The sequence below is a fragment of the Variovorax sp. 10N432 genome (assembly GCF_056394465.1).
In genome coordinates this window covers 31,330-57,400 of sequence record NZ_JBFTHX010000003.1, presented here as the reverse complement: position 1 = coordinate 57,400, position 26,071 = coordinate 31,330, and the positions used below count along the sequence as shown (strand labels likewise).

The following is a 26,071-nucleotide window of genomic DNA, read 5'->3' as shown; positions in this document are numbered from 1 at the left end:
AAACCTCGGCTCGGCCGCAAGGCCCACGGCCTGCATCGCACGTTGTCGAGCGCCGAGGAGCACCATGGAAGTCCTTCCGTTCTGGCCCGTGTCCGGTCAGACCACGCTGATCGTGACGTCCACGTTGCCGCGCGTGGCCTTGGAGTACGGGCAGGTCTGGTGCGCCGCCTCCACCAGCGACTGGACGACCTCGCGCTCGACGCCCGGCACGCTGACGTTCAAGCGGGCCTTGAGGAAATAGGCGCCGTCGGCGTTGGCCAGGTCGATCTCCGCATCGACGGTCAGGTCGGCGGGCAGCTTGAGCGAGCGCTTGCCGGCGGCGAGGCCCATGGCACCGATGAAGCACGCCGACCAGCCGGCGGCGAAGAGCTGCTCGGGATTGGTGCCGTTGCCGGCCCCGCCGGGCGGCGACAGCTTGACGTCCAGATGGCCGTCGCTGCTGATCGAGGCGCCGGCGCGGCCGCCGGTGGTGCGGGTCTTCCCGGTGTAGAGGATCTTTTCGGAGGAGGTCATGGCGTGTTCCTTGAGGCGGTTCGAATGGAGAACGGCTGGATTGTTGGCTGCGTTCGAACGCGCCGGCGCATCCTGCGTATGCCTCTGTATCCGCGCGGGAAACGCACACACTACGTTTCAAGCCCGGCCTCCTGCGAGCCGGTTGGCGGCCGAAGCGGCAGGCAGGGCGCGCAACATAGTGTGGCGCCGCTGCATGTCGGATACTTGCGAATACAAACCCGCTGGCGGTGCGAAAGCGACAAGTTACATTGCGGCTGCCGCGGACCACACGCCCCACCCACGTCATGACCCCCAAGACCTCGGACCACATCCTCATCGTCGACGACGACCGGGAAATCCGCGAGCTGCTCACGACCTACCTGGTCAAGAACGGCTTGCGCGTCGTCGCCGTGCCCACCGGCCGGCACATGCGCGCGGCGCTGGAGGCGTCGGGCCCCTTCGACCTGATCATTCTCGACCTGATGCTGCCGGGTGAAGACGGGCTCACGCTGTGCCGCGACCTGCGCACCGGCAAGTACAAGGCGACGCCCATCCTGATGCTCACCGCGCGCAGCGAGGAGGCCGACCGCATCCTGGGCCTGGAGATGGGCGCCGACGACTACCTGGCCAAGCCTTTTTCCGCGCGCGAGTTGCTCGCACGCCTGCGCGCGGTCATGCGCCGCACGCGCATGCTGCCGCCCAACATGGGCGCGGTCGAGCCGACCCGGAAGCTGGTCTTCGGCGACTGGCAGGTGGACACGGTGGCGCGCCACCTGCTGGACGACAGCGGCACGATGGTGGCCCTGAGCGGCGCCGAGTACCGGCTGCTGCGCGTCTTCCTCGATCATCCGCAGAAGGTCCTGACCCGCGACCAGCTGTTGAGCCTGACCCAGGGCCGCGAAGCCGAACTCTTCGAGCGCTCGATCGACCTGCTGGTGAGTCGCCTGCGCCAGCGACTGCGCGAGGATGCACGCGAGCCGCGGTACATCAAGACGGTCCGCAGCGAGGGCTACGTCTTCGCTTCGTCGGTCGAGGCGCGGGACGACTGAGCGTCCCGCCCATTCATGGGCGACCGCGTTTTCGCCCGCCCTCGGATGCGCGGGCGTTGATGCATTGGCAACTCACCGGGTTGCGCACTTCGTGCGCGAAGCCGCCCGCCAGGAAGAGCAGCACGAACCAGAGCTTCTTCACCTCAGGTTCCTGGCGATGGCGATGGCGATGCCGGCGGCTGCTCGGCCAGCAAGGCCTGGATCTTCTTCTCGGTCGCGCCGTAGCTGCCTTCGCCGAAATGCGAGTAGACGATCTTGCCCTGCTTGTCGATCAGGTAGACCGCGGGCCAGTACTGGTTGTCGAAGGCCCTCCAGGTGGCGTACTGGTTGTCCTGCGCCACGGCGTGCTTGATCTGCAGGCGGTCGATGGCGTCCTGCACGTTCCTGGCGGACTTCTCGTAGGCGAACTCCGGCGTGTGCACGCCCACGACGACCAGCCCCTGGTCCTTGTATTTCTCGTTCCATGCCTTGACGTAGGGCAGGTGGTTGAGACAGTTGATGCAGGTGTAGGTCCAGAAGTCGACCAGCACGACCTTGCCGCGCAGCGCTTCCAGCTGGAGCGGCCGCGAGTTGAACCATTGGTCGATGTTCGCGAACGCTGGCGCCTTCTGCGCGGCGCCGGTGGCGATGTCCCCGCCGGGCGGCGGCGCCGCGAAGGTCAGGAGGCCCACCGAGGCCGCGGCGGCCGCGACGACGAGGAGCACGTTGGATTTCATGTTCACGGCGAGCTCCAGCGTTCAGCGCAAGGTGACGCCGTCGGCGATCCCGGCCTGACGTGTCGGAAGCACCCCGCGGATGCCGTACTGGACCGGCACCCGGCTGTTCACGAAGGCCTCGACATAGAGATTCTGGCTCGGCGCGTGAGCGACTGCGCGGGCTTCGGACTGCACCGCGGAACGCTCGCGCGGGGATGGAAGTGCCGCGGCCACGACGGAAGAGGCGCCTTCCGAGTAAGGATCGATGGCGTGCGCAGCAAGCTCCGCCTGGGCGCGAACGTCACCGCGGCCGAGCGTCGAATGGGTCTGCAGGACGCCTTGATATTCCTCGGCATGGGCCTGCGCGGCGATCAGCGCAACGAGGACGGACAGCGAGGCGGCACTGGCGATTCGGGAGATCTTCATGGCGATTCCTTGATGGAAGGTAGGGCTTGGAGAGGGAACGAGCGGATTATTCGACGCCCCCTTCGCCTTCGCCCGACGTTGCGTATGTCTCTGTGTCAGTCTGGCAACCGCACACACTACGTTTCACGACGAGGTCTCGATCCCGCTCCGCAACCCAGAACACCGGGATGGGAGGCCTTCGCGGCCGCCAACACCTGCGCATCTAACAAGAGCTAACACACGCCAACGCCCGCCACCGCCGGCGTGCCAACATCTGGGCTCCAATGGGCGCGAAGCGAAAGAGCGGAGGCCCGTTTCCATGCAGCAAGAAGAAATCACGCGGCGACCTGAGGCGGGCCTTCGCGACGCGAACCCCGAATCCGCCCCGCGCAACGGCTCCGGCGTGCCAGTGAAACTCGATCCGATGGTCTGCGACCACGGCCTGATGGCACGCGATTTCCACGACCTGGGGGCGGCCGCGCCGCGCCTCGAGCGCGCCATCGCCGACGGTTGTGTGTCCGTGCTCGTTGCGGGACGCGGCCGAGCAGAACCGACGGCTCAGGCCACGCTGCAGCGCGAGTACGCGTTCCGCAATGCGCTGCATGAAGACTGGGCGGCGCTGCCGCTGGCCCTGGTGCCGCATGGTGAAGGCGCGCTGCTGGTCCTGAAGGACCCGGGCGGGGAACTGCTGCGCCGCATGGACTGCCCGGTCCGCAGCATCGACACATTCATCGCCGTTGCGATCCGACTGACCGCGGCCGCTGCTGCCATGCACGCGGCAGGCGTGATGCATCGCGCGCTGACGCCGGATCGTGTCCTGCTCACGCCCGACGGCCGGGCCCGCCTGACAGGCTTCGGTTTCGCAAGCCGCATTGCCACAGAAAATGATGTGCTGCCGGAGGAGCATCTGGCCTGGGACGAAATCAGCTTCGACTATATGGCGCCCGAACTCGGCGGGCGCATGAACGTGCGGGTCGATGCACGCGCGGACCTCTATTCGCTGGGCTGCATCCTCCATGAACTGCTGGTCGGCAGGCCGCCTTTCCAGGGTGCGGATCCTGCGCAGCGGGTGCATGCGCATGCAACGCACAAGCCGTCGCCACCCTCCGATCTGGTCGAGGGCATCCCACGGCAGTTGTCGCTGCTGATCTTGAAACTGCTCGAGAAGACCCGAGAGCACCGGTATGACAGCGCGGCCAGTGTGCTCGCCGACCTGCATCGCTGCGAGACCCTGTATCGCCAGCACGGATCCATCCCGCACTTCGCGCTGGACGCCCAGGCTCTCCTGCGCAGGGTGCGCTACACGGACCAGGTGCTGGGCCGCGACGCCGAGCTCGAGACGCTGGTGTCGCTCTACCGCCAGACTGCCAGCGATTCGCGATCGCGCGTCGCATGGGTCTCGGGCCCGTCGGGCATCGGCAAATCGATATTGCTGCGCGAAGCCGTGGCGCGCATCCGGCAGTCGGGCTCGCCCCTGGTCGCCGCGGGCAAGTGCGACGAAGGCACCCGCGGACAGCCCTATGCGATCCTGGTGCAGGCGCTGGAACAATTGCTGCAGTTCGTGCTCGGCTGTCCCGAGGAAGAGTTTGCGACCTGGCAGGACCGGATCCGCGCCGCAACGACGGCCGTGGATCGCACCTTGGCCGGCTTCCTGCCCGCCCTGCCGGTCGTTCTGGGTGCGCAACCCGCAGCCACCGAGACCCCGGACGCGTCCGCCGTGCTCGAACGGGAGCGCGTGCGCCAGGGCATGGCGCGCCTGCTGGCCTGCTTTGCGACCGCCACGCGGCCCCTGGTGCTGCTGCTGGATGACCTGCAATGGGCGGACGTCGGCGCACTCGAGGTGCTCGAACGGCTGCTTCATCAGCATGCCGGCACGCCGCTGCTGTTGGTCGGCACCTTCCGCAGCAACGAGGTGGATGCCGACCATCCCTTGCGTGCAGACCGGCTCGCCGAGGTGCCCGCCTCAGTGAAGCTGGAACTCGGACCGCTCGACGAGCGCGCGCTGCGCGAGTTGATCGCGCAGGCATTGCAGCAGGACGGCGACGGCCTGGGGCCGCTCACGGACGTGGTCGGCCGCAAGACCCAGCGCAATCCGTTCTTCACCCAGCACCTGCTCGGGCTGCTCGCCCACGACGGCCTTCTCTCCTACGACGCGGGGGCGTCGGCGTGGCGCTGGAGCCTGGAACGCATCACTGCGCATCCGGCCGTCGACAACGTCGTCGACCTGCTGGTGCGCCGCTTCGAAGAACTGCCGGCCCCGACGCAGTCCGCGCTGCAGCTGCTGGCTTTCCTCGGGCAACGCGCGTCGGGCGAAACGCTGGCTGTCGCCGCGGGGCTGGCGCCGGATGCCCGTTCGATCCGCAGCCTTGAAGCTACGCTCGAGCCCGCATTTCGAGCCGGAACCCTCTGCCGCGAGGACGACGACTGGGTGTTCTGCCACGACCGGTTCCGCGAAGCGACCTATGCATCCGTGGCGCCGGCAGATCGCGCTTCGCTGCATCTGCAGATCGCGCGCCGCCAGAGCGCGCACCCCACGGCGCGGGCCCACGTCTTCGCGATCGCCGCGCAGGCCAACCTCGCCCGATCGGCCGTCGACGCGCTTCAGGAACGGCGCGACTTCGCGAAGCTCAACCTCGAAGCCGGCCGTCAGGCCAAGGCCGCCACCGCCCACCATTCGGCGCTCGGCTTCTTCCGCGCCGCGCTCGATTTCCTGGGCGCGGACGACGTCACCGAGGAAGGGCTGAACGCTCGCGCGTCGTGCGGTGAAGCCGAATTCCTGACCGGCAACCTCGAGGCGGCCGAAGCGCGGCTGTCGGCCCTGGAGCAGGTGGCGGGCGACGGCGTCTTCGGCGCCGACCTGGCGCGCCTGCGCGCAGCGCTGTACACCACCCTCGGGCGATTCGACCTTGCGCTGGCCGTCGGGCTGAGCTTTCTGCGCAAGGCAGGCATCCACGTCCCCATGCGGCCGGACGACGCGGCGGTCGACCGTGAGTACACGCAGTTGCGGACCTGGCTGGACCGGCACGGCATCCTCGCGCTGCGGCGCCTGCCGATCGCAGTCGATCCGCTGCGCCTGGCGATCACCAACATCTTTTGCGACCTCATTCCGCCAGCGCTCTACACCGACCAGAACCTGGTCGATCTGATTCTGCTGCGCATGGCCAACCTCGGCATCGTGCACGGCCATACGGACGCGTCGGCGAATGGGTATGTGTGCATGACGCAGGTCTTCGGTGTGCGCTACGGCGACTATGGCACCGCGCGCGAGTTCGGCGCGCTGGCGCTGCATCTGGTCGACGAGCGCGGCCTGCGCCTCTACCGCGGCCGCGTCTACATGGCCTACGGCACCATGGTCGTGCCCTGGACGCAGCCCGCCCGTGCGGCGCGCGACTTCATCCGCCGTGCCTACCAGGTCCTGGTGAATGTCGCGGACCACACCTTTGCGATCTATTGCGGCGCCAACGAAGCCAGCGGCCTGCTGTTCTCGGGCGAGTTCCTCGGTAACGTGCGCGATACGGTCGAGCACGGCCTGACCCTGGCGCGCGACGCCAATTTCCAGTTCGTCGTCAACGCGCTGCTGGCGCAGAAGGTGCTTCTTGCTCGGCTACAGGACGGCACCGACGGGCACCTGCCCGAGCCACCGAGCGTGCCTCAGGAAGGCGCGTCGACCACACTGGTGGACTTCGAATACTGGGTGTACCGCCTGCAGGGGGCACTGCTGTCGGGTGACCTCCCCGACGCTCTCGAGGCGCGCCGGCGTGCCCAGGCCTGTGCGTCGGCCGGGCGCACCTTTGCAGAGAGCGGCGAACTGCCGTTCTACGGCGCGCTGGCACTGCTGGCGCTGCCGGTGCGGGACCCGGACCAGCAGGCGGCGCTGCACCGCGACGTGGCGCAGCTCGCAGCCTGGGCCGAAGTCTGCCCCGACAACTTCTCGGCCCGATTCGACCTCGTGCGCGCCGAGCTGGCGCGGGTCGGCGGCGAGCCGCTGCAAGCCGCCGAGGCCTACGTCCGCTCGGTCTCGCATGCCCGCCGACACGGCTTCACGCAGATCGAGGCACTGGCCGCCGAACTGGCGGCGGCGTTCCACACCGGCCGCGGCGACGAACTCTCCGCACAAGGCAACCTGCGCCATGCCCGCGGCGCATGGCAGCGCTGGGGTGCCGCGGCCAAGGTACGGCAACTGCAGGCTGCCCATCCTGCGGTTTTCGAGCAGGACGCGTGGCCGCCGGCGGCGAGCCGACTGCAGGCGCTCGACGCGCAGGCCGTGCTGCGCATCTCGACCGCGCTCGCGAGCGACATCGTTCCCGCCCGACTGATCGAAACCGTGTTGCGCACCGCGCTCGAGAGTGCCGGCGCCGAACGCGGCACGCTGGCGCTGCTGCGTCACGGCGTCTGGCAGGTGCGCGCGCAGGCACGCGTGCTCGATGGCGCCATTCCGGTGACGCAGGAGGTGCCCGCTTTCGGCAGCGAGATTCTTCCGGTATCGATCGTGCAGGCCGTCGCGCGCACCCAACAGTGCCTGGTGGTGGGCGACGCGCGCGAGGAACCCTCCCTTGCACAAGACCACTACGTTCGCGTCCGGCGCCCGCGCTCGGTGTTGTGCGTGCCGATGATGCGCCACGCGACCCTGATCGGCGCGTTGTACCTCGAGAACAACCTCGCGGCCCAGGTGTTCACGCTCGCCAAGGCCGAGCTGCTGGAGGTGATCGCCTCGCAGGCAGCCTTCGCCCTGGAGAATGCGCGCCTGTACGACGAACTGCTCGATCAGAATCGGCAGCGGGCCGTCGCCGAGGAACAGCTGCGCGGCGCCCTCGCCGAACTCGAGCGCGCCAGCCGCCTCAAGGCCATGGGCGAACTCGTCGCCTCCATCGTCCACGAGATCGGCCAGCCGATCGCAGCGGTCGACACCTCCGCCAGTGCCGCTCTGCGCTGGCTCGATCGCGGCACGCCCGACATCGACGAGGCGCGCCAGATGCTGGCGCACATCAGCAAGAGTGCACTGCGAGCGCGCACCATCATCCAGAGCCTCAGGTCCAAGGCGCGCAACGCCGAGCCGCAGTTCGCCCCCTTCGATCTCGGCGAAGCGCTGCGCGAAGCGGCGACGCTGGTCGCCGGTCCGCTCGAATCGCTGGGCGTCGCCCTTGAGCTTCAAGGCCTGGACGCACCGGTGCAGGTGCGCGGCGACCGCGTCCAGCTGCAGCAGGTCGCGGTCAATCTCCTGATGAACGGCGCCGAGGCGATGACGGCGCTCGAGCACGGCCCACGGCTGCTGCGGTTCGCGTGTGCGACCGACGACGAAGGCCGCGCCCAGGTCGCGGTGGACGACGTCGGCAGCGGGATTGGCGCCGGGACCGCCGACAAGCTGCTCCAGCCCCTGTTCACCACCAAGGCCAACGGCATGGGCATGGGTCTGGCAATCTGCAAGTCGATCCTCGATGCGCACGGCGGGACGCTCGCGCTGCTGCCGCGCAAGACGGCGGGCACGCGCGCCGTGTTCTCGCTGCCGCGCCTGGACCCGGGCGCTGCGGCCCGGAACGTCTGAACCATTTCGCCAGCCACCGAACCATGCATCCCGCCCCCGCCTTCCCGACCGGCACTCGCCCCGACAGCGATCCCCGTGTCGCCTACATCGTCGATGACGACGATCTCGTGCGCGGCGCGCTGGGCAGCCTGTTGCGCTCCATCGGCCTGGAGGTTCGCGCTTTCGATTCGACCGAAGCATTCCTCGCCGCCGCGCGCGCCGACGGGCCGTCCTGCCTCGTGCTTGACGTGCGCTTGCGCGGCCAAAGCGGCCTTGCATTGCAGCAGAGCCTGCTCCAGCTCGCCCGCCCGCCGATTCCCATCGTCTTCATGACCGGGCACGGCGACATCGCAATGACCGTGAAGGCGATGAAAGCGGGTGCCGTGGACTTCCTGAGCAAGCCCTTCCGCGACCAGGACATGATCGATGCGGTCACCGCCGCGCTGGACAGCGACGCCAGGCGACTCGAGGCGGCGCGCCGGTTGCTTGCGGTTCGAAACGGCTGGGATGCCCTGACGCCGCGCGAGCGCGAGGTGATGCAGCATGTGGGCGGAGGCCTCATGAACAAGCAGATCGCCGCCGAGATGGGGATCGCGGAGATCACCGCCAAGATCCATCGCGGCCAGGCCATGCGCAAGATGAACTCCCGCTCGGTCGCCGAGCTGGTGCGCAAGATGGAAGCGCTCGGCGTGCTCCAAGGCACGCACTGAGCGCCTCGCCCGGCCCGTGGTCCGCTGCGCGCCCGCATGACAAGGGCAAACCTTCGTAGGGGTCGGGCGAACGCGGGTGCAATGGCGCACCTGGCACTGCGCGTGATGTCATCTCCCCATGCCGCCCATTGCGACGGCAACAGGAGAACGAAGATGACGAACAGCCCCGTGAAGCACCCCGACGCCGCCCCCGCCGCGGCCGCGGCTCGAACCGCGATGATCGCAGGCCGCGCGCTCGCCATCGCCACCCTTGGCCAGACCACGCATGCCACGATGCTGCCGTCAGCAGCCTGCACGGTCGATGCCAGCCTGTGGGGGCTGCTGTCCCTGACGCTGCTGGTCGGTCTTGTGCTGCTCGGCGCCCTCTTCGGCTTCACCGTCCACGCCCACCGCGCCGGCGCGATGCGAATTGCCCGTGAGCTGGATCGGGAAGGCAAGGACGCCAGGCTGCCCGCCATCGCTGTGACTGCCCCGATGGCCATTGCGCAGCTCGCGCGCTCCATCAACGCAGTCCGCCGCCGCCAGGCGGAGCGCGAGGCAGAGCATCTGGATGTCCAGGCCGCCTATGCGCACGACCTGCGCACGCCGCTCACTCGCATGGGACTGCGTTGCGAGATGCTGGAGGATCCCGCGGCACGCGAAGCCCTGGCGCGGGACCTCGCGGAGATGCGCGAACTGGTGGAGGCCAGCGTCGCGAGCGCGTGGATGCAGCGCAGCGTGGCCGAGCCACAGCAGCATGTCGATGCCGACGGCCTGATCGGCAACCTGGTGCGCGACTACCGCGACGCGGGCCGGGCGATCGCGCTGGATGGGCATATCGGCCGGCCGGTGGCCGCGTGCCCGCTGGCGCTGCGCCGCGTGCTTGCCAACCTGATCGACAACGCGCTGCGGTATGGCACCGACGTGCGGATCAGCGCCCGCGTCGATACCCGCAGCCTGGTGCTGGCCGTGATCGACTCGGGACCGGGCATTTGCCCGGCGCAGATGGAGGCCGTCCTTTCCCCTTGGGTGCGGGCACGGCAGGGACAGGAGCACAAGCCGGGATCGGGCCTGGGCCTGGCGATCGCCCGGCGCCTCGCGCGGTCCATGCAAGGCGAGCTCCTGCTGCAGAACCGCCGCGGCGGGGGGCTCGAGGCACGCCTGACGCTGCCGCTCGCAATGGCATGACGCCGCTCGAGCGGGACCTCCAGGCCGGCGAAGGTCCAGCGCCCATACCTTCATATGATGGCTGCCGCGCGCTCGCGGCGGTATTCTGGGCCACCGGGCAATGATGGGATGGTCCCAGCCGCTTTCCCAGGTAAAGAGCCGGATTCTCACTTGTCCTCCCATCGCATCGCGCTCGTGTCCATCGTCGACGACGATTCTTTCGTGCGCACCGCGACGAGCAGCCTCGTGCGCTCGCTCGGCTGGGAAGCGCGCGAGTTCGCATCGGCCTCGGCTTTCCTTGCCTCCGGCACGGCGGCGCGTACGCACTGCCTGGTGTGCGATGTGCAGATGCCGGCGATGGACGGGATCGAGTTGCTGGACCGGCTCCAAGGCCGGGGCATCCATGTCCGCACGCTGTTCATCACCGCCTTCGCATCGACCCGCGTGCGCGAGCGCGTGGCGGCCAGCTCGGCGCTGTGCCTGATCGAAAAGCCGATCGACGCCGACGAGCTGAAGACCTGGATCGAGCTGGCGCTCGCGCACGGCTGACGACGTGGCGACGGCCCCGTTGGGGACGGGGCGCTTTGCGCGTCAGCGTGCCAGCCGCGTGAACACGTAGTCGTGATTCTTCACCAGCGCCTGGTGGCAGGCGAAACAGGTCTGGTGCTGTGCCAGGTCGACGGGCTTTCCGTTCACGAACCGGCCGAAGCCCCAGCCACCCGTGGCGGCGTATTTCTTCGCGTCCTTCACCATCACTTGAACGGTCGTGGCCGCGCCCGGAACAGTGGCGGGAGGGGACTCCGACGACTGCACCTGCTTCCATGCCAGCTTGACAAGGACGGTGCCGTCCGGGAACGGCAGGCTGCCCTGGTCGTAGGCCTCGACGGCCTTGGCGTTTCCGAGCACCGCCCGAAGCTCGTTCAACGGCTCTGCCTCGATGGCCGGTGCGATCAGTCGCCACTGCCTGTAGCCCTCGGGAATCGTGACGCCGTACAGGGGCGAGGCAGCCGTCGTCTTCGCGTCCGCAGAGGCGTTGGAGGCCACCGAGAAGACGGCCGCGGCGGCCGCGAGCGCAAGGACGCCAAGGCCAGTGAGCGCCGCCAACACCGCCCGGTCTGGAGACGGTGATTCATCGAGTCTTTTGGCGTTGAAGGCGGAAGCCTGCTGCGTGTCGAGTCGTTTCATGAGACGGACCCTTGAGTGTTGAAAATATGGGCTGGAGGTGAGTCCCAGAGCACGTCGATTGTTCGGCGACCTTGCCTCTTGCGGACCGGACTTCGTATGCCCGCGTATCTCCACTGCGGACAGCCACACTACGTTTCACCGGCGAGCGGCGCGGGGGCGCATCGCCGTGATGCGTTTGCGTAACTCCTCTTGTCAGGCGGTTCGGCAGACACAGTGCCATACACAGATCAGCGGTGCGGGTGGCTGCGCATCCTATAACCGCGTCCGTGCTTGCCCCCCGCGCGCCTTCTTGCGTTGCGAAGGACGATCACTCCTCTTCGCTCTCTACTTCAACGACAGGAAATTCGAATGAAACAACTTAGCCGCCGCCGCGCTCGCACGGTCGCCATCGGAGGCCTGATGGCACTGGCGGGCGTCTTCGTCACGCTCACCGCTTCGGCGCAGACCGCCGGCACCGCGCAGCATGTCAAGCCCACCGTCGTGCTCGTCCATGGCGCCTTCGCCGAATCATCGAGCTGGGACGGCGTGATCCGCAAGCTCGAAGCACAGCACTACCCGGTCATCGCTGCGGCAGACCCGCTGCGCGGCGTCAAATCCGACGCGGCCTACATCGCGGGGATCGTCGATTCAATCAAGGGACCGGTGGTGCTGGTGGGCCACTCGTACGGCGGTTCCGTGATCTCCAGTGCCGCCACTGGCAAGAGCAACGTGAAAGCGCTTGTCTTCGTGGCTGCGTTCGCACCAGAAGCGGGTGAGTCGGCCGCCGATCTCAGCGGCAAGTTTCCTGGCAGCACGCTCGGGCCCGCGCTGGCACCACCGGTCGCACTCGCGGATGGTGGCAAGGACCTGTACATCTTGAAAGACAGGTTCCACGACCAGTTCGCCGCTGACGTGCCCGTCGTCGCTGCGCGTCTCATGGCCGCGACGCAGCGCCCCATCGCCGAGGCGGCGCTCGGCGAGCCGGCCGGAGCACCGGCATGGAAGACGGTCCCCTCGTGGTTCGTCTACGGTGACGGCGACAAGAACATCCCGCCGGCGGCACAGGCCTTCATGGCCGAGCGCGCCAAGTCCATGAAGACGGTGGTCGTCAAAGGCGCTTCGCACGTCGTGATGACGTCGAAGCCCGATGTGGTCGCCAAGCTCATCGTCGAAGCCGCAAACCGCTAGACGGACTGCCAGGCCCGGCCTGTCGCCACGCAGGCCGGCCAGATCGGTGGGACGGTCCGGATCGGCCCATCGACCCAGGCATCGAAATTTATTGTCGAGAAGACAGCCGCAGATACAGAGCGATACGCAGTACCTGCCGAATCGCGATCCCGCGGGCACCATCTGGACCACCCTTCCACCGCCCACCCTTGCTCAGGAGATTCAAATATGACACCGTCGTTCCAACTGCCCCGCCGGCGCTTCCTCACCGCGACCGCGCTCGGCGCCGCCGCCGCCCAGCTCTCGGCGGTCACACCGGCCTTCGCCCAGCCCGCTCGCGCACTCCAGCGCCTCGAACCGCTCAAGAGCATCGATGCCGGCACGCTCAACATCGGCTATTACGAAGCGGGGCCGGCCAACGGTGCACCGGTGATCCTGCTGCACGGATGGCCGTACGACATCCACATGTTCGTCGACGTGGCGCCGGCGCTGGCGGCGGCAGGCTTGCGGGTCATCGTGCCGCATCTGCGCGGCTACGGAACCACGCGCTTCCTGTCGGCCGACACGCCACGCAACGGACAGCAGTCGGTGGTCGCCGTGGACATCATCGCGCTGATGGATGCGCTCGACATCCGCACCGCCACGGTGGCGGGTTGCGACTGGGGCGCACGAACGGCCTGCATCATGGCCGCGCTCTGGCCGGAACGGATCAATGCGCTGGTCTCGGTCAGCGGCTACCTGATCGGCAGCCAGGCGGCCGGCAAGGTGCCGCTGCCACCGCAGGCCGAACTGCAGTGGTGGTACCAGTACTACTTCGCGACCGAGCGCGGCCGCGCGGGCTACGAGAAGAATCGCCACGACTTCGCCAAGCTCATCTGGCAACTGGCATCGCCGAAGTGGAACTTCGATGCGGCGACCTTCGACCGCAGCGCAGCGGCACTCGAGAATCCCGACCACGTGGCCATCACGATCCACAACTACCGCTGGCGCCTCGGTCTGGCCGACGGCGAGGCGAAGTACCAGCCGCTCGAGGACCGGCTGGCCAAGGCGCCCGTGATCGGCGTGCCGACCATCACCCTCGAAGGCGATGCCAATGGCGCGCCGCATCCGGAGCCCAGCACCTACGCGAAGAAGTTCTCGGGGCGCTACGAACATCGGCTGGTGAGCGGTGGCATCGGCCACAACCTGCCGCAGGAAGCCCCCGAGGCCTTCGCTAGGGCCGTGCTCGATCTTGCACGCGGGTAAGGCGCCGTCCGGCCGGCGAACAAGCACCTCCATCGCACCAGGAGAGCGAACCATGTGGAACCTCGATCAAGCCTACATCGACGGCGCCTTCGTGCCTGTCCAGGGCAGCGAACGGCTGGAGATCGTCAACCCCGCGACCGAGCAGGCCATCGGGACGGTGGTGCTGGCCAACCGCGTCGATGCCCGACGGGCCATCGCCGCGGCGAACCGGGCCCAACCGGGGCTGGCGAACAGCACCAAGGCCCAGCGCATCGAGATGCTCAGGCGCCTCGAGGCCGCCGTACTGGCCCGCAGCGACCAGATCCGCGATGCCACGATCGAGGAGTACGGCGGCCCGCTGGGCCGTTCTCAATGGGTCAGCAACTACGCCTCGCAGTGTTTCGCCACGACGGCGCAGATGCTGGGCGACTATGCCTTCGAACGCCGCCTGGGTGAGGCCGCCGTCGTCATGGAGCCGATCGGGGTCGCCGGCCTCATCGCGCCATGGAACAGCGCGGCCGGCAGCATCTGCAGCAAGTTGGCTTCGGCCATCGCAGCGGGCTGCGCCTCGGTCGTCAAGCCCAGCGAACTGGGCCCGCTGCAGGCGCAGGTCGTGACCGAGGCACTGCATGACGCCCGCTTGCCGGCCGGCGTCGTCAACGTGCTGCTCGGGCGCGGCGGCGATGTGGGCGACGAGATCGCCACCCACCCGGGCATCGCGAAGATCTCTTTCACCGGTTCGACGCAGACCGGCAAGCGCATCGCGCGTGCCGGCCTGGACACCCTGAAGCGGGTGAGCCTCGCGCTGTCGGGCAAGTCGGCCACCCTGATTCTGGACGACGCCGACCTGGCCATCGCGTTGCCGATGGCGCTGAACGCCGCCTTCATGAACAACGGCCAGGCCTGCGTGGCCGGCACGCGCCTGCTGGTCCCGAACGTGCACATGACCGAGGTCATCGAAGGCCTGCGGCATGCCGTCGCCGCGCTGCGGGTTGGCGATCCGCGCGACGCCGCCACGGCGGTCGGGCCGCTCGCGAGCCAGGTGCAGTTCGAGCGCGTGCAGCAGTTCATCCGTCGCGGCCTGGCGCAGGGCGCGACGCTGGTGGCCGGCGGCGAGGGCCGTCCGGATGGCCTCGACAAGGGCTGGTTCGTCCGCCCCACCGTGTTCGCCGGTGTGCGCAACGACATGGACATCGCACGCGAGGAGATCTTCGGGCCCGTGCTCTCGGTGATCGGCTACGACGACGAGGACGAAGCAGTCGAGATCGCGAACGATTCCATCTACGGCTTGCAGGCCTACGTCTTCTCGTCGCAGCCGCAGCGTGCACGCCGCGTGGCCTCCAGGCTTCGCGCCGGCACGGTGCTGGTCAATCGCATCGCGCCCGATCTGATCGCGCCTTTCGGGGGTGTCAGGCAATCGGGCATCGGCAGGGAGTTCGGCGTCTTCGGGATGGAAGCCTTCCTGGAGCCCAAGACCGTCGCCATGGCGAACAGCCTGGCCTGAAGGCCGCAACGACCGGGCGTCCGACTCGCCGCCACCCTGCGTTCGCCCACCGTCAAGGCGCGAAAACCGAGAACCGGCCCTGGATCTCGGCCAGCAGCCTGCTCGCTGCGATGGCCAGCGGCCGGCCGTGGCGCACGATCAGCCGCACCTGCGCTGTCCTGCAGAGTGGATCGGCGAGATTCAGTGCGACCAGCTCCCCGGATGCGATCTCCGCCGATGCCGCCATGCCGGCGCCGACGAAGGTCACGCCGTTGGTCGACTGCACGAATCTCTTGAGGCTGGTGACGGAGTTGCTCCGGAACGAGGGGTGCAGCTTCAGGTGCTCCGCGTACTCGAGCAGCTCGACCACGCGCTCGACGCCATAGCCGGGCGGCATGAGCGCGATCGGAAAGCCGACCAGCTGCTTCAGGCGCAGGGCTCCGGCGAGCCGGGTGAGCGGGTGGCCCGCCCGGACCAGCACCTGGGTCGGCGCGGCCGCGCTGGCGACGAACTGCAGCAGCGGATCGGGCTGGGGGTTGTAGGCGAGCCCGATGTGGGCCGAGTCGTCCGCCAGCGCGCCGATCAGTTCGTTCACGGGCAAGGCGTCCAGCTCGACCGTGAGTTTCGGATAGGCCTCGCAGAACGGGGCGACGATCTGGGTCACCAGGCCCTCGACGAAACCTTCGCTGGCGACGATGCGAACCGTGCCCGTTTCCATCGAATCGATCGCCTGGAGCCGCTCGACCAGCCGCTCCTGATGCGCCTGGCAGCCTCGCCAGTACTCGAGCAGGTGGTAGGCGTTGTCGGTCGGCACGACGCCGCGGGCCTGGCGCTCGAAAAGGGCGAAGCCCAGCTCCTCTTCCAGCAGCGCGACCTGGCGCGTGATCACGGACGGTGCGGTGTTGAGCGCATCGGCGGCACCGCGCATGGACCCCCGCACCAGCACTTCCTGGAAATACCTGAGTCGCTTCTGGTTGATCTCCCGCACGGTACAGGCCTCTTGTTGGTGTTGCCCTTTGAGCAACGTTCAAGCCACGAAATTGCTGTTGCTCGAACGAATGCTACATCAAACAATCGCCTCACCCCCCACCCACCGCCTCGCGGCGCTCAACGAAAGAGGACTGAAATGCGACGCAGAACCTTCCACGCCTTCGCCCGCCTGATCGCCGTGAACGCTGCCCTGCTGGGCCTCGCGACCACGGCCGGCACTGCCGCTGCGGCCGATGCCTTTCCCTCGAAGCCGATCACCATGCTGGTCGCCTTCCCGCCAGGCGGGCCCGCGGATGTGCTGGCGCGTGCGATGCAGCCCGAGATGGCCAAGGCCCTCGGGCAGCCCTTCATCATCGAGAACCTGCCGGGCGCCGGCGGTGCACTGGCGGCACAGCGGCTGCTGAGCCGTCCGGCCGATGGCTACACGCTGATCATGGGTTCGCCCAACGAGGCGATCCTCGCGCCGCTGTCCAACGCCTCAGCGAAGTACAAGCCCGAGGAGTTCGCGCTGCTAGCACCGATCTCGACGCACCCGCTGGTGGTCATGGCACGCAACGACCTTCCCTATTCATCGCTCGAACAGGTGATCGCCGCCGGCAGGCAGGCCGGCAGCCAGAGCCTCACCTTCGGCAGCCCCGGCCACGGCTCGATGTACCACATCGTCTCGGAGTACATCGCGCAGACGACCGGCGCCAAGCTGCTCCATGTGCCGTACAAGGGCGCCACGCCGATGATGCAGGACCTCGTCGGCCAGCAGATCGACGTCACGATCCTGCCGAATCTGGGGGCGTCGACGCAACTGCTCGAGAGCCACAAGATCAAGGCGATCGACGTGCTGGACACGCAGCGCATGCCGACCCTGCCCGGGGTGCCCGCCATCACCGAGGGCAAGCTCGCGCAGAAGAAGGAGCTGGTCTACGCCGTCTGGCTGGCGGTCATGGCCAAGGGCGGCATGCCGGCCGACCGCGCAGACATTCTGCTCGCGGCATCGCAGAAGGCCATCGCATCGCCCGAGATGACCAAGGCGCTGGCGCTGTCCGGCGTCGAGGCCATGAAGCCGCAATCGCTGGCCGATTCGGCGAAGTTCTACGCCGCCGAGACCGACAAGTTCAGAAAGATGGCGCGCTCCATCCAGCTGACACCGCAGTGATCCGGCCGCGCAGCCTCCCCCATGTCCCCTCCCTCCGAAAGAACCCCATGAACATCCTCGTCGCCGGTTTCCAGCATGAGACCAACACCTTCGCCCCCACCGTGGCCAGCTACGACAGCTTCGTCCGGGGAGAGGACTTCCCGGGCCTCGTGCGCGGCGAAGCGATGTTCGGACTGCTCGACGTGAACTTGCCCGCCAGCGGCTTCATCCACTTCGTGCGGGCACAGGGGCACAGCGTCACGCCGGTCATCTGGGCGGGTGCGGGCGCCTCGGCCCATGTGACCACCCACGCGTACGAGCTCATCGCTTCCGAGATCGTCGAGGCTGCCAGGAGCGCGTCCTTCGATGCCATCTACCTGGATCTGCATGGCGCGATGGTTGCGCAGCACCTGGACGACGGCGAGGGCGAACTGCTGTCGCGCATCCGGGCCGTCACACGGCCCGGCATGAAGATCGTCGCCTCCCTCGATTCGCATGCCAACGTCACACGGCAGATGCTCGGTCTGGCGGACGGCGTGGTCGCCTATCGCACCTATCCGCACATCGACATGGCGGACACGGGCCGGCGCGCCGGCGAACTGCTGCTGGCCTTGATGCGTGCGGAACAACCCGCTCACCTCGCGGTCCGGCGCGTGCCCTTCCTGATCCCCGTGAACAGCATGTCGACGATGATGCAGCCCGCGCGCGGTGTCTACGACCTGCTCGAAGAGCTCGAGCCCACGGTGCTTTCCCTGTCATTCGCGCCTGGCTTCCCGGCCGCGGACTTCCCGGAATGCGGGCCGGTGATCTGGGGCTACGGCTTCGACGCAGCAGAAACCGAGCGCGCCATCGACACCCTCTTCGATCGCGTCTGCGAGCCCGAGGGCCAATGGGCCGTCGAGTTCGAGGAGCCCGACGCTGCCGTGCAGCACGCGATGCAGGTCGCGGCCACCGCGCACCGGCCGGTGATCATCGCCGACACGCAGGACAACCCGGGCGTCGGCGGCGACTCGAACACCACGGGCATGCTGCGCACCTTGCTGCGCCACGGTGCACAGGACGCCGCGATCGGCCTGATCTGCGATCCATCGGCCGCGGCGGCGGCGCACGAGGCTGGCGTGGGCGCGACAATCAGCATCGGACTGGGCGGTTGTCCGCAGATCGAGGGCGACCCGCCGCTGCAGGCGCAATTCCAGGTCGAGGCATTGTCGGACGGCAAGTTCGTCTATGGCGGCCCGATGATGAACGGCAAGGCCAGCGACCTCGGTCCGATGGCTCGGCTGCGCATCGGGGGTGTGCGCATCGCGGTGAGTTCGGCCAAGGCGCAGCTGCTCGACCGGAACATGTACCGGGCGGTCGGCATCGAACCCGAGCGCATGAAGATCCTCGTCAACAAGAGTTCGGTGCATTTCCGGGCCGACTTCGCCGCCATCGCCAAAGAGATCCTGGTCGTGCGCGCGCCGGGTCCCTTCATTGCCGACCCCGCGGATCTGCCGTGGACGAAGCTGGGGCCCGGCATGCGCACGCGGCCGAACGGTCCGGTCTTTGCCGGCGCCGCCGATGTCCATGCCTGAGCTTCCGGCCGGCGGCGTCGGGCCCCTGGCCCGCACGCTAAACTTCGCGTCATTTTCCAATGGGCGAAGCCGCCGAGTGGTCGACTTCGCCCCTGCGCCGGGGCGCGGCCATTGCCTGGTCGCATCGGCTCGGGAAGACATCCGTCGACCGGCTCGATGCCCTTTTCCTGCGGGTCGGCGTCTCAGAGTTTCCATCGATGAACGAATTCGCAGCGAGAACAGGCGCCATAGTGACGTTTGGACCGTTCACCCTCAGGGAGAACGAGCGGCTGCTGACGCGCGACGGCGCCCCGGTGGAACTCGGCGGGCGCGCCATGGATGTCTTGATCGTGTTGGTCGCCCGCGCCAACGAGGTGGTCAGCAAGCACGAACTCATGCGGCTGGCCTGGCCCGGCGTCGTCGTCTCGGACGGCAGCCTCCGCTTCCAGATCACGATGCTGCGGCAGGCGCTCGGCGACGGCAAGGACGGCGCCCGCTACATCGTCAGCATCGTCGGCCGCGGCTACTGTTTCGTCGCTGCCATTTCGAGGCAAGGCGGCGTCGACACCGCCAACCCTGCCGAGCCCGTCCTTCCCGGACAGCCGCCGCAGTTGGTGGGGCGGGAAACGGATCTGTCCGAAATCCGGGCCCGGCTCGCCACCAGCAGGTTTGTCACCATCGTCGGCTCGGGCGGCGTGGGCAAGACAACGGTTGCCGTTCGAACCGGCCACGACCTGCTTGCAATGTTCGGCAACGCCGTCTATTTCATCGACCTCGCGGCGTTGAGCGATGCGTCCCTGGTGCCGACTGCGATCGCCTCGACGCTGCGGCTGTCCGTCCGTTCGAGCGACCCGGTGCCCAGTCTGCTCGCGTACCTGCGCGACAAGCGCATGTTGCTGGTTCTTGACAACTGCGAGCATGTGATCGATGCGGCGGCCCTGCTCGCCGAGAGGATCTTTGCGGCGACACCCCATGTCCACCTCCTGGCGACGAGCCGGGAACCCCTGCGCACGCAAGGCGAACATGTCCACCGGCTGGAACCGCTGGCGAGCCCCCCGGACCAGCCCGGGATCACGGCGGCTGGCGTCCTGACCTATCCGGCGGCGTGGCTGTTCGTGGCACGGGCAGGTGCCAGCGGGGCGATGCTCGGTCTCGACGACACCGATGCGCAGGTCGTCGCCGGCATCTGCCGCAAGCTCGACGGCGTGCCGCTGGCGATCGAACTCGCGGCGCGGCGCGTGGTGAGCTACGGCCTGCACCAGACCGCCACCCTTCTGAACGATCGCCTCACGCTGTCGTGGCCCGGGCAGCGCACCGCACGGCCGCGCCATCAGACCCTGCAGGCCACGCTGGACTGGAGCTTCGAGCTGCTCGACGGCGCAGAGCGACAGGTCCTGTGCCAGCTTCCGGTGTTCGTCGGCAACTTCTCGCTGGAGGCCGCGCGCCGGGTCGTGGTCGCGCCCGGTGTGAGCGAGGAGCAGGTGCTCGCCGCGATCGCGGGCTTGGCGGAGAAATCGCTGCTCGCCATGCACCGTTCAGGCGCGCGTACGCTGTACCGGCTGCTGGAGAGCACACGGGTCTACGCGCTCTCGAAAGCCAGCGCGGAGACGACGGAGGCGGCGGCGCTTCGGCACGCGCAGTACTTTTGCCATCGGCTCGAGCAGGCGGCCGAGAAGGACGCTGCCTTTTCGCGCGACGCCGGCCGCGCCTCGGACACGGCAGACCTGGGCAATGTCAGGGCGGCGCTGGAATGGTGCTTCGGCCCCCAAGGCGCGACCGAGCTCGGGGTCGCGCTGGCAGCGGCAGCGGTGCCGGCCTTCATGGCGATGTCGCTGCTGGCGGAATGCCACCGCTGGTCGGCGCGTGCGCTGGGGGAGCTGACCGAGCGTACCGTCGCGAGCCGCTCGGAAATGACCCTGCAGGCCGCGCTGGGCCTGTCGCAGATGTTCACGCGCGGCAACAGCGAGGAGGTGCGCCATGCCCTCGAACGAAGTCTGGCGGTTGCTCAGGAATTGGGCGACACCGCCAGCCAGGTCCAGCTCCTTGCCCGGTTGCAGATATTCCACGAGCGCATCGGCGACTTCGTGGTCTCGCTGGACTACGCCCACCGAAGCGCCGCGGTGGCCGAGACGATCGATGACCCGACGGCGCGTGCGACCGCCAATTCCCTGGTCGGCCTCTGCAGCCATCTGACCGGAGACCAGGCCAAGGCACGCCTTCTGCTGGAAGCAGCGATCGACGGCACGGTGCAATCCGCACAGGCCAGCACGATCTATTCCGGCTTCGACCATGCCAACCGCGCCAGCATCGCGCTGGCTCGAACGCTCTGGCTGCAGGGGTACCCGGCGCAGGCCGTCATCGTCGCTCAACGCGCCGTGGACGACGCCCGCCAGCTGGACCATCCTGTGACCCTGTGCATCGCACTGATCTGGGCCGTTTCGGTCTACCTCTGGGTCGGCGACCTCGACAGGGCCGAGCGGGACATTGACAGTTTCATCGCCTACGCGGAATCTCATTCGCTGACGCCCTATCTGGCCGTCGGCCGCGGCATCAAGGGCGAACTGGCGCTCAGGCGCGGCGACCCGGAGCACGGCGTGCAGGCGCTCGCGCGCTGCCTGGGCGATCTCCACGAATCTCGCTATGAGTTGCTCACCACCTCCTTCAGTCTCACGCTGGCCGAAGGTCTGACCATGGTCGGCAGGACGCCCGAAGCGCTCGTCTTGATCGACGACACCCTGGCGTCGGTGCATGCGAACGGCGATCTCTGCCACCTTCCCGAACTGCTGCGGGTCAAGGCGCGCGCGCTGCGCAGTGCGCCCGAGCGCCGCATCGACGAGGCGGAGGAATGCCTGGTGCAATCCCTGGATTGGAGCCGCCGCCAAGGCGCGCGGGGATGGGAGCTGCGGACGGCGATGGACCTGGCACGGCTGTGGAGCGAAACGCCCCGCGCCCCGCAGGGACAAGCGTTGCTGCGAGGGGTACTCGCCCACTACGAGGAAGGCTTCGACACCGCGGACCTCCAGGAGGCGGGCGGGATCCTGGCGCGAATCGACGAACGGGCAGCGTCGGCCGCGCCGATGGGGTAGCCGTGTCCAATCGGTCGACCACTGCCCTGCCCCTCTCCCGCCAGGTCGCGCACGGCCATGGCGGTCTCGTGCCGGGCCTTCGATGAAACTGCATCACTGGCTCGCCGTCATTCCGTTCCTGCTGTTCCTTGGCGGCTCGCTGTTCGCCGCCCGGGTTCAGCCCTTCGTGCTCGGGCTCCCGCTGTTCGTCGCGTGGACCATCGGCTGTGTGATCGCGACGGCCGCGGTGATGTGGCTGGTCTTCCGGCTCGACCCCGCCAATCGCGCGCCCTAGGCGCTGCGCCAACGCCTTCCTCTTCGCTGCGACCTGCATGAATCCCGCGCTGGCCATCATTGCGTCGACCCTGGTCGGCGTCCTGCTTCTTGGACTGCATGCCCGGCAAGGGGTGCGCATGAACCTGGAGCAATGGAGCGTCGGCGGGCGTGCCTTCTCTGGCCGGCTGGTGTTCGTGCTGATGGCCGGCGAGCTCTACACCACCTTCACCTTTCTGGGTGCCAGCGGCTTCGCCTATGGCCACGGCGGCCCTGCGTTCTACGTCATGGCCTATTCCTGCCTGGCGTTCGTGCTGTCGTACTGGCTGCTGCCGGCCATCTGGCGCTTCGCCCGGCAGCACGGCGTGCTCACACAGCCAGAGTTCTTCGCGAAGGCCTACGACAGCCCGTTGATTGGCTTGCTGGTCTGCGCGGTCGCGCTGCTCGCGCTGCTGCCCTACCTGGTCCTTCAGTTCAAGGGCTTGGGCATCATCGTGGAACTCACGTCGTACGGCAGCCTCACGTCGTCGTCGGCGATCTGGATCGGCGCGCTGGCCATGACGGCCTACGTGCTCCTGTCGGGCATGCACGGCTCCGCCAGCACGGCCGTTCTGAAGGACGTCCTGATCCTGGCGGTCTGCGTGTTCCTGGGGCTCTACCTGCCGTATCGCTACGACGGCGGGCTGGAAGCGATGTTCAGGCACATCGAGCAGCACCGGCCGGGCTTCCTGGCGCTGCCCGCCACCGGCAAGAGCGGCGCATGGTTCGTATCGACCGTCGCGCTGTCGGCGCTGGGCATGTATTTGTGGCCCCACGCCTTCACCGCGACATTCACCGCCGGCAACGAGCGCAGCTTCCGCCGGAATGCGATGGTGATGCCGCTCTACGCGCTCGTGATGCTGTTTTCGATGTTCGCCGGGCTCGCCGCAGTGCTGCAAGTTCCCGCGCTGACCGGAGACCAGATCGACCTGGCCTTGCTGAGGCTCGCGATCCAGACCTTCGACCCCTGGATCGTCGGCGTGATCGGCGCCGCCGGCATGCTCACGGCCATCGTCCCGGGCTCCATCATGCTGGTGTCCGCATCCACCTTGGTCGCACGCGACCTCTACCGGCCCTGCCGGCCAGCCAGCAGCGATGCACACCTGTCCATGGTCTCGCGTGGCGCGACCGTCTTGCTGATGCTGGCCGCCGTCGCCTGGACCTTGGCTGGCGGCGCCAGCATCGTCTCCCTGCTGCTCATGGGCTTCGGCTTCGTGACGCAGCTGGCACCGGCCTTGCTGGCCGTGCTGGCGCGAGACCGTCGGGTCAACCGCTATGGCGCATTCGCGGGCATTCTCGTCGGCGTGACCTTCGTCGCCGGCAGCGTGGTGTCCGGTCTCACCATGCGGCGGCTGCTTCCCGCTGCGCCGGAATGGGTCCACGACGTCAACCTCGGCATCGTCGGCCTGGCGTTGAACGTCCTGACGACGTTCATCGTGAGTCTGCTCACGCGAGACCGGCTGCGCGCGAGGATGCCGCCGCGGGTCAGCCCCGAGCCGTTGCGCTACGCCGTGTTTCAAACGTAGCCGTCCGGGTTTCAGCTGCATCGCGCAGTGGCAGCGGGGCAATCCGATCGCAACCGCCAGATCCGACAGTAGAGACACCGATGCAGACGCAAGTCGCTCGGGTTTCGAAGAGGACGTCGGACGCGTGTCTGCTGGCGCCGCCTCTGTACTTCATTCAGACGCGCAAAGGAATCACCATGAAGAAGATCCATTTGGCCATGGCCCTGGCGGCCGCCGTTCTCGCGCTCTCGGGCACCGTGGCTTCGGCGCAAGAAAGCCGTGCGGAAGTGAAGGCCGAACTCAAGGCCGCGCAGGCCAGCGGCGAACTCGCCGCGCTCGACGGCGAGGACAGCGGCTCAGCCTACCTGGCCTCGCACTTCCGTTCGACCGAATCGCGCAAGGAGGTCAAGGCCGAAGTCAAGGAAGCCCGCGCGGACGGCACGCTGAACGTGCTGGATGGCAGCGACAGCGGCTCGGCTTATCTCTCCAGGCACCAGGTGCTGGACACGCCGCGCGCGGAAGTCAAGGGCGAACTCCAGGCTGCCGAGAAGAACGGCACGCTCGACCAGCTGTACGGCGAAGACAGCGGCTCCTTCGCCTTGGCCGCGGACCGGCGCCACGTCGCCGCGCGGCCGGCCGTCGCCTCGAACTGAGCCCTTGCCGATGGCCGCCGGCATCGTGTCGCTGTTCGAGACCAGGTGGTACCGCAGCGTGACGCTCATGGGGTTGACATGGCTGGCGGCGGCAGGACCGATGCCCCCGATCGACATGACGCCTGTAGCGCCGCTGGCCGCGGTGTCGGCGTGGCGGTCAGACGCACTCGGCGAAGGCTGATCAGCCTTCGATGGCCCGCGTGGAGCGTCGCAGCTGCTGCGCCATCATGCGCTGCATCCGCGTCTGCGGCGTGCGGTGCAGCAGCAGGTCGATGGCCCAGCCGGCCACCACCACGACCGCCAGTGCGCCAAGGGTGAGAATTGCTGAGTCCATGGTCTGCTCCCGATTCGACAATGGAGCGACTTTGCGCCTCCGGCCGCCGGCTGTGAACCCTCCAAATGGACTGGGTTGTTTTGTGATCTAGGTCCTTTTTTCCCGCCGCGGCTGTGCTAGCGGGTGCCCTCGACGAGACTATGGCGCGGCGTCCAGCGCGTGCCCTCCGGACTCGAAATCCCCGGCGTCGTGGCGCTCGGCCAGCTGGCTGTCCAGGTCGCCCCAGACCCGGTTCACCCTGCGCCCGCGCTGCACCGCGGGCCGTTCGGCGATCCGGTCGGTCCAGCGCTGGACATGGGTGTAGCTCTCGACCTGCAGGAACTCGCCGGCGCCATAGACCAGGCCCTTGGCCAGCGCGCCATACCAGGGCCAGACCGCCATGTCGGCGATCGTGTAGTGCTCGCCCGCCAGGTACGGGGTTTCGGCCAGCCGCCTGTCGAGCACGTCGAGCTGGCGCTTGACCTCCATCGCGAAGCGGTCGATCGCGTACTCGATCTTGGTCGGCGCGTAGGCGTAGAAATGGCCGAAGCCGCCGCCCAGGTAGGGGGCGCTGCCCATCTGCCAGAACAGCCAGGACAGGCAGGCGGCCCGTTCCTCCGGGACGGTCGGCAGGAAGGCGCCGAACTTCTCGGCCAGGTACAACAGGATGGCGCCCGATTCGAACACCCGCACCGGCGTCGGCGCGCTGCGGTCCATCAGCGCGGGAATCTTCGAGTTCGGGTTCACCGCGACGAAGCCGCTGCCGAACTGCTCGCCCTCGTTGATCCTGATGAGCCAGGCGTCGTACTCGGCGCCCGCGTGCCCCTGCGCCAGCAACTCCTCCAGCATCACCGTGACCTTGACGCCGTTCGGCGTGGCCAGCGAGTAAAGCTGCAGCGGATGGCGGCCCACCGGGAGTTCCTTGTCGTGCGTCGGCCCGGCCACCGGACGATTGATGTTGGCGAATTGCCCGCCGTTGGCCTTGTTCCAGGTCCAGACCTTGGGTGGGGTGTAGTCCGATGTTTCGTCCATGCGTGGCGCTCCGGGGGCGGGTGAAGTGGCGCGGCAGCAAGGTCCGCGCAGCCCGACTTTAGAGCGAATCGGCCCACGAGGGCGTCGGCAGCTAGGCGCGGGTCTTCGAAAGCGCCGCCGCCGTGGCCTGCAGCTCCGGCACCAGCGTCAACAGCCGGCGGGTGAGCCAGTACAGGTGGGCCGGATCGATCGGGTCCGGCAGCCTCAGGGTGTCGATCAGCCGTTGGGCCCGCGGCCCCAGGGGCAGTGCGGTCAACGGTTCGAGCACCATGGCGAGCTCGTCCCGGACCGCCTCGTCGACGAGTTCATGCTCGTCGAGGCTTCGCCAGATGGCCCGCACGGCGCGTTCGCAGAGTTCGGCATCGGACAGCGGCGCAGGCAGCGCAGGATCGGGCGGCACGCCGCGCGTTCCGGTCACGTCACTCGAAAAGCTTCTTCGCAAGCTCATCTGCCGCTCCTTCGG

General features: G+C 68.1%; 24 protein-coding genes. 15 read left to right on the top strand and 9 right to left on the bottom strand.

Features of this window, described 5'->3' with window-relative positions:
• Positions 1-96: 96 nt before the first annotated feature.
• A complete protein-coding gene (locus AC1DF3_RS04550; protein WP_286530597.1) occupies positions 97-513 on the bottom strand; it encodes an organic hydroperoxide resistance protein in 417 nt (138 codons plus the stop codon).
• Positions 514-797: 284 nt separating this feature from the next.
• Between AC1DF3_RS04550 and AC1DF3_RS04545 the strand changes: the two genes are divergently transcribed.
• Positions 798-1,541, top strand: a complete 744-nt coding sequence (locus AC1DF3_RS04545; RefSeq protein WP_286530598.1) for a response regulator — start codon at positions 798-800, stop codon at positions 1,539-1,541.
• 13 nt (positions 1,542-1,554) lie between these two features.
• Here AC1DF3_RS04545 and AC1DF3_RS04540 read toward each other — a convergent pair whose 3' ends face one another.
• Genes AC1DF3_RS04540 through AC1DF3_RS04530 form a run of 3 tightly spaced genes read right to left on the bottom strand, consistent with a single transcriptional unit; the run spans position 1,555 to position 2,662 of the window.
• Positions 1,555-1,683, bottom strand: a complete 129-nt coding sequence (locus AC1DF3_RS04540; protein WP_286530599.1) for a hypothetical protein — start codon at positions 1,681-1,683, stop codon at positions 1,555-1,557.
• Between the two features lies 1 nt (position 1,684).
• Positions 1,685-2,263, bottom strand: a complete 579-nt coding sequence (locus tag AC1DF3_RS04535) for a thioredoxin family protein (RefSeq protein WP_478138947.1) — start codon at positions 2,261-2,263, stop codon at positions 1,685-1,687.
• Between the two features lie 15 nt (positions 2,264-2,278).
• Positions 2,279-2,662: a hypothetical protein gene (locus AC1DF3_RS04530; RefSeq protein ID WP_478138946.1), complete on the bottom strand. Its 384-nt coding sequence runs from the start codon at positions 2,660-2,662 to the stop codon at positions 2,279-2,281.
• Positions 2,663-3,065: 403 nt separating this feature from the next.
• On the opposite strand from AC1DF3_RS04530, the gene AC1DF3_RS04525 reads away from it, so the two are divergent.
• From AC1DF3_RS04525 to AC1DF3_RS04510, 4 genes are all read left to right on the top strand, one after another.
• The gene (locus AC1DF3_RS04525; RefSeq protein WP_478139114.1) at positions 3,066-8,183 is read left to right on the top strand and encodes a trifunctional serine/threonine-protein kinase/ATP-binding protein/sensor histidine kinase; all 5,118 of its coding nucleotides are present in this window, start codon (positions 3,066-3,068) and stop codon (positions 8,181-8,183) included.
• 23 nt (positions 8,184-8,206) lie between these two features.
• On the top strand, positions 8,207-8,872 hold the full coding sequence (locus AC1DF3_RS04520) for a response regulator transcription factor (RefSeq protein ID WP_478138945.1): 666 nt from the start codon (positions 8,207-8,209) through the stop codon (positions 8,870-8,872).
• Positions 8,873-9,025: 153 nt separating this feature from the next.
• On the top strand, positions 9,026-10,039 hold the full coding sequence (locus tag AC1DF3_RS04515) for a sensor histidine kinase (protein ID WP_478138944.1): 1,014 nt from the start codon (positions 9,026-9,028) through the stop codon (positions 10,037-10,039).
• 150 nt (positions 10,040-10,189) lie between these two features.
• Positions 10,190-10,567, top strand: a complete 378-nt coding sequence (locus tag AC1DF3_RS04510; RefSeq protein ID WP_286530605.1) for a response regulator transcription factor — start codon at positions 10,190-10,192, stop codon at positions 10,565-10,567.
• 42 nt (positions 10,568-10,609) lie between these two features.
• Here AC1DF3_RS04510 and AC1DF3_RS04505 read toward each other — a convergent pair whose 3' ends face one another.
• Positions 10,610-11,203, bottom strand: a complete 594-nt coding sequence (locus AC1DF3_RS04505) for a cytochrome P460 family protein (RefSeq protein ID WP_478138943.1) — start codon at positions 11,201-11,203, stop codon at positions 10,610-10,612.
• Positions 11,204-11,602: 399 nt separating this feature from the next.
• On the opposite strand from AC1DF3_RS04505, the gene AC1DF3_RS04500 reads away from it, so the two are divergent.
• The 3 genes from AC1DF3_RS04500 (at position 11,603) to AC1DF3_RS04490 (ending at position 15,077) form a co-directional block, all read left to right on the top strand.
• Positions 11,603-12,370 (top strand): alpha/beta fold hydrolase, encoded by a 768-nt coding sequence (locus tag AC1DF3_RS04500; RefSeq protein WP_286530607.1) that lies wholly within the window; start codon positions 11,603-11,605, stop codon positions 12,368-12,370.
• A 207-nt stretch (positions 12,371-12,577) separates the two neighbouring features.
• Complete coding sequence (locus tag AC1DF3_RS04495) at positions 12,578-13,594, top strand: alpha/beta fold hydrolase (protein WP_478138942.1); 1,017 nt, start codon at positions 12,578-12,580, stop codon at positions 13,592-13,594.
• Between the two features lie 52 nt (positions 13,595-13,646).
• On the top strand, positions 13,647-15,077 hold the full coding sequence (locus AC1DF3_RS04490) for an aldehyde dehydrogenase family protein (protein WP_478138941.1): 1,431 nt from the start codon (positions 13,647-13,649) through the stop codon (positions 15,075-15,077).
• 52 nt (positions 15,078-15,129) lie between these two features.
• Here the strand turns inward: AC1DF3_RS04490 and AC1DF3_RS04485 are convergent, their stop codons facing one another.
• Positions 15,130-16,044: a LysR family transcriptional regulator gene (locus AC1DF3_RS04485; RefSeq protein ID WP_478138940.1), complete on the bottom strand. Its 915-nt coding sequence runs from the start codon at positions 16,042-16,044 to the stop codon at positions 15,130-15,132.
• 138 nt (positions 16,045-16,182) lie between these two features.
• Between AC1DF3_RS04485 and AC1DF3_RS04480 the strand changes: the two genes are divergently transcribed.
• The 7 genes from AC1DF3_RS04480 to AC1DF3_RS04450 all read left to right on the top strand — a co-directional run bounded on the left by AC1DF3_RS04480 (position 16,183) and on the right by AC1DF3_RS04450 (position 24,444).
• On the top strand, positions 16,183-17,196 hold the full coding sequence (locus AC1DF3_RS04480) for a tripartite tricarboxylate transporter substrate binding protein (RefSeq protein ID WP_286530611.1): 1,014 nt from the start codon (positions 16,183-16,185) through the stop codon (positions 17,194-17,196).
• Positions 17,197-17,243: 47 nt separating this feature from the next.
• A complete protein-coding gene (locus AC1DF3_RS04475; protein WP_478138939.1) occupies positions 17,244-18,749 on the top strand; it encodes a M81 family metallopeptidase in 1,506 nt (501 codons plus the stop codon).
• 59 nt (positions 18,750-18,808) lie between these two features.
• A complete protein-coding gene (locus AC1DF3_RS04470) occupies positions 18,809-21,814 on the top strand; it encodes an ATP-binding protein (protein ID WP_478138938.1) in 3,006 nt (1,001 codons plus the stop codon).
• A gap of 82 nt (positions 21,815-21,896) precedes the next feature.
• Complete coding sequence (locus AC1DF3_RS04465; RefSeq protein ID WP_286530614.1) at positions 21,897-22,088, top strand: DUF3311 domain-containing protein; 192 nt, start codon at positions 21,897-21,899, stop codon at positions 22,086-22,088.
• 37 nt (positions 22,089-22,125) lie between these two features.
• On the top strand, positions 22,126-23,631 hold the full coding sequence (locus AC1DF3_RS04460; protein ID WP_478138937.1) for a sodium:solute symporter family protein: 1,506 nt from the start codon (positions 22,126-22,128) through the stop codon (positions 23,629-23,631).
• A 176-nt stretch (positions 23,632-23,807) separates the two neighbouring features.
• On the top strand, positions 23,808-24,263 hold the full coding sequence (locus AC1DF3_RS04455; protein ID WP_286530616.1) for a DUF4148 domain-containing protein: 456 nt from the start codon (positions 23,808-23,810) through the stop codon (positions 24,261-24,263).
• A gap of 4 nt (positions 24,264-24,267) precedes the next feature.
• On the top strand, positions 24,268-24,444 hold the full coding sequence (locus AC1DF3_RS04450) for a hypothetical protein (protein WP_478138936.1): 177 nt from the start codon (positions 24,268-24,270) through the stop codon (positions 24,442-24,444).
• Here AC1DF3_RS04450 and AC1DF3_RS04445 read toward each other — a convergent pair whose 3' ends face one another.
• The 3 genes from AC1DF3_RS04445 to AC1DF3_RS04435 all read right to left on the bottom strand — a co-directional run bounded on the left by AC1DF3_RS04445 (position 24,445) and on the right by AC1DF3_RS04435 (position 26,056).
• Positions 24,445-24,597: a hypothetical protein gene (locus AC1DF3_RS04445; RefSeq protein ID WP_286521062.1), complete on the bottom strand. Its 153-nt coding sequence runs from the start codon at positions 24,595-24,597 to the stop codon at positions 24,445-24,447.
• 138 nt (positions 24,598-24,735) lie between these two features.
• A complete protein-coding gene (gene yghU / locus AC1DF3_RS04440) occupies positions 24,736-25,608 on the bottom strand; it encodes a glutathione-dependent disulfide-bond oxidoreductase (protein WP_478138935.1) in 873 nt (290 codons plus the stop codon).
• A 91-nt stretch (positions 25,609-25,699) separates the two neighbouring features.
• Positions 25,700-26,056, bottom strand: coding sequence for a hypothetical protein (locus tag AC1DF3_RS04435; RefSeq protein ID WP_286530619.1), 357 nt, complete (start codon positions 26,054-26,056; stop codon positions 25,700-25,702).
• Between the last annotated feature and the right edge of the window lie 15 nt (positions 26,057-26,071).